The sequence below is a fragment of the Oceanicola sp. S124 genome (assembly GCF_000220565.1).
Taxonomy (GTDB): domain Bacteria; phylum Pseudomonadota; class Alphaproteobacteria; order Rhodobacterales; family Rhodobacteraceae; genus Pseudooceanicola.
The window spans coordinates 1-3925 of the sequence record NZ_AFPM01000019.1; the positions used below are offsets into that span (position 1 = coordinate 1).

The window sequence follows — 3925 nt, forward strand, 5'->3', positions numbered from 1 at the left end:
ATAGCCCTGCAAGAGGCCGACGCCCCCTATCGCGTCACCCTGCCGGGCCGCGCCGTGGCCCATGACCAGACCGAGATCCGGCCCCGTGTCGAGGGCATCGTGGAAGAGATCCTCTTTCCCGCCGGTGGCCGGGTCGCCGCCGGCGACCTGCTGTTCCGGCTCGACAGCGAGACCTACGAGGTCGCCCTGATCGCCGCCGAGGCCGAGCTGGCCAGTGCCGAGGCGACCCGCACCGCCGCCCAGGCCACGGTCGACCGCTATACCCGGCTGAACGGCGTCGGCGTCACCCAGTCGGACCTCGACAGCGCCACCGCCTCGCTGGCCCAGGCCGAGGCCTCGGTGAAGACCGCCGAGGCCAGCCTGCGCTCGGCCCGGCTGAACCTGGAGCGCACCGAGATCCGCAGCCCGATCGACGGGATCGTCGATCTGGCCGAGGTCTCGGAAGGGGCGCTGGTGACGGCGAACCAGTCCGACGCGCTGACCTCGGTGACCCGGATCGACCCGATCTATGTCGACGTGCAGGAAAGCTCTGCCCGGATGCTGCGCATCCGCAAGCGGCTGGAAGAGGGCTCGCTGACGCGCTCGGAGGATCTGCAGATCGACCTGCAGCTGGAAACCGGCGACGCCTACGAGGGGCAGGGGCGGCTGGTCAGCCCCCGCGCCGAGGTGTCGACCACCACCGGCACGGTGGATTTCCGCATCGAGTTCGAGAATGCCGAGCGGGTGATCCTGCCGGGCCAGTTCCTGCGGGTGACGATGAGCCTCGGCTCGACCCGCGCCATCCTGGTGCCGCAGCGCGCCACCTCGCGCAGCTCGGACGGCACGCTGACGGCCTTCGTCGCCCGTGACGGCAAGGCCGTCGAGGTGGTGCTCACCGCGGCGGGCAGCTGGCAGAATGCCTGGATCGTCACCGATGGGGTCGAGGTCGGCGAACAGCTGATCGTCGACGGCCTGCGCAACCTTGCCGATGGGGCTGAGGTGACCACGGTTCCGGTCAGCATCGACGAGAACGGTGTGGTGCAGGACACCCCGGCGGCGGCGACCGAGTAAACGGGATGGTCAACTTCTTCATTCACCGCCCCGTCTTCGCCTGGGTTCTGGCCATCGTCACGATGCTTGCCGGCGCCTTTTCCTACACCCAGCTTCCGGTGTCGCAATACCCGGACATCGCGCCGACCACGGTGCGGATCTCGGCCAGCTACTCGGGCGCCACCGCCGATGCGGTGCAGAACTCGGTCACCACGGTGATCGAGGATTCGCTGACCGGGCTGGACGGGCTGCTCTACATGGTCTCGACCTCGCGGCAGGGGTCGTCCTCGGTGACGCTGACCTTCGACGAGAGCGTCGAGCCGGTCGATGCCCAGAACGAGGTGCAATCCAAGGTCAGCCAGGTCGAAAGCCAGCTGCCTGACCGGGTGCAAAGCTCAGGCGTCAGCGTCTCGCGGTCCTCTGATTCGATCCTGCTGGTCGGGGCGCTGGTCTCGACCGACGGGCGCTATTCGACGCTGGAGCTGGGCAACATCCTCGAGAATACTGTCTCGGGTCCGGTGCAGCGGACCGAGGGGGTCGGCGGCATCAACGCTTTCGGCTCGGGCTATGCGATGCGGATCTGGCTGGATCCGCTGCGGCTGGCGCAGTACCAGCTGACGCCCTCCGACGTGACCTCGGCCGTGACGGCGCAGAACACCACGGTGTCGGTCGGCTCTCTGGGCGAGCTGCCGGTGACCACCGGCCAGCAGTTCACCGCCACGATCACCGCGCAGAGCCAGCTGACCACCGCCGAGGAATTCGAGCAGATCCTGCTGAAGACCGAGGAGGACGGCTCGGCCGTCTACCTGGGCGACGTGGCGCGGGTCGAGATCGGGCAGGAAAGCTACGGTGTCGACAGCTTCTTCAACGGCATCAACGCGGCGGGTTTCGGCGTCAACCTGGCGACCGGCGCCAATGCGGTGGATACCGCCGCGGCGGTGCGTGCGACGCTCGACGGCATGGCCGCGGCGCTGCCCGAGGGCGTCGAGGTGCGCTATGCCTACGATACCTCGCCCTTCGTCGAATCCTCGATCGAGAAGGTCTATCACACGCTGATCGAAGCCGTGCTGCTGGTGCTGCTGGTGATCCTGGTCTTCCTGCAGAAATGGCGCGCGACGCTGATCCCGATCATCGCGGTGCCGGTGGTCCTGCTGGGCACCTTCACCGTGCTCGCCGTGGCCGGCTACACGATCAACACGCTGACCATGTTCGCCATGGTGCTGGCGATCGGCCTGCTGGTCGATGACGCCATCGTGGTGGTCGAGAACGTCGAGCGGGTGATGGAGGAAGAGGGCCTCAGCCCGCTTGCCGCCACCGAGAAGTCGATGGGCCAGATCACCGGCGCCCTGATCGGCATCGCGCTGGTGCTCTCGGCGGTCTTCCTGCCGATGGCCTTCATGGGCGGCTCGACCGGGGTGATCTACCAGCAATTCTCGATCACCATCATCACCGCCATGGTGCTGTCGGCACTGGTGGCGCTGGTCCTGTCCCCGGCGCTCTGCGCGCAGATGCTGCGCCCGGCGAAACACGGCGAGGGCATCGCCCCGGCGCGCTGGTTCAACCGCAACTTCGACCGCATCACCACGGGCTACGGCGCGACCGTCAGCCGGCTGCTGAAGGCGCCGCTGCTGGTGGTGGCCGCCCTCGTGGTGATCCTCTTCAGCGCCTGGCAGGTCTACCAGAAGCTGCCGTCCTCCTTCCTGCCCTCCGAAGACCAGGGCGTGATGATGGTCATCGTCAACCTGACCGAAGGCTCGACCACCGCCCAGACCAAGGCCGTCGTGGACGAGATCGACACCTGGCTGCGCGAAGAGCAGGGCGAGGCGGTGGATTCTACCTTCGCCACCCTCGGCTTCGGCTTCGGCGGCTCGGGTCAGAACACCGCGATGCTTTTCATCAAGCTGAAGGAGTTCAAGGAACGCGAAGGGCCGGGACTGTCTGCCGGAGAGGTCGTCATGGCCGGCAACGCACGCTTTGCCAGCAACCGTGCCGGGCGTATCTTCTTCATCCAGCCGCCGGCGATCCAGGGCCTTGGCAATACCTCGGGCTTCTCGATGTACCTTGTCGACCAGGGCGGCAACGGCGTCGATGCCCTGCGCGAGGCCGCCGACAGCCTCGAGGCGCTGGCCGCGACCGACGACCGGGTGCAGAACCTGCGCGTCCAGGGCACTGACGACGAGGCGGTGCTGCGCATCAACATCGACCAGCAGAAGGCCGAGGCCTTCGGCGTCTCGCTGACCTCGGTGAACTCGATGCTCTCGACGATCTTCTCGGGCTCGTCCGTCAACGACTTCAACATGGCGGGCAACCTGCGCCCGGTGATCGTTCAGGCCGATGCGGAATACCGCATGCAGCCCGAGGACATCGAGAAGTGGTACGCCGTCAACACCGGCGGCGAGATGGTGCCCTTCTCGGCCTTCATGGAGACCGAATGGGTCGCCGCCTCGCCCTCGCTGGCCCGCTACGGCGGCACCTCGGCGATCTCGATCTCGGGCTCGCCGGGCGATGCCGTCAGCTCGGGCGTGGCCATGACCGCGATGGAGGAACTGACGGCCCAGGTGCCGGGCGGCTACGGCGTTGCCTGGACCGGCCTCAGCTATCAGGAGCGCCAGTCGGGCAACCAGGCGCCCTACCTCTACGCGCTGGCCATCGTCGTGGTCTTCCTGTCGCTGGCGGCGCTCTATGAAAGCTGGTCGATCCCCTTCTCGGTCATGCTGGCGGTGCCGGTCGGCGTGCTGGGCGCGCTGGTCGCGGCCTGGGTCACGGGCGGGTCGAACGACGTCTACTTCAAGGTGGGCATCCTGACGACCATCGGCCTGGCGGCGAAGAACGCGATCCTGATCGTCGAATTCGCCAAGGATCTGGAAGAACAGGGCAAGGAACTGGTGGCGGCCAC

At 67.4% G+C, this 3925-nt stretch carries 2 protein-coding genes; both read left to right on the forward strand.

Annotated features, from left to right (window positions below; all coding sequences use genetic code 11):
- Positions 1-1050, forward strand: a 1050-nt coding sequence (locus OS124_RS0102220) for an efflux RND transporter periplasmic adaptor subunit (RefSeq protein ID WP_010137666.1), incomplete at its 5' end; no start/stop codon positions are given.
- Between the two features lie 5 nt (positions 1051-1055).
- Positions 1056-3925, forward strand: a 2870-nt coding sequence (locus OS124_RS0102225; RefSeq protein ID WP_010137667.1) for an efflux RND transporter permease subunit, incomplete at its 3' end; no start/stop codon positions are given.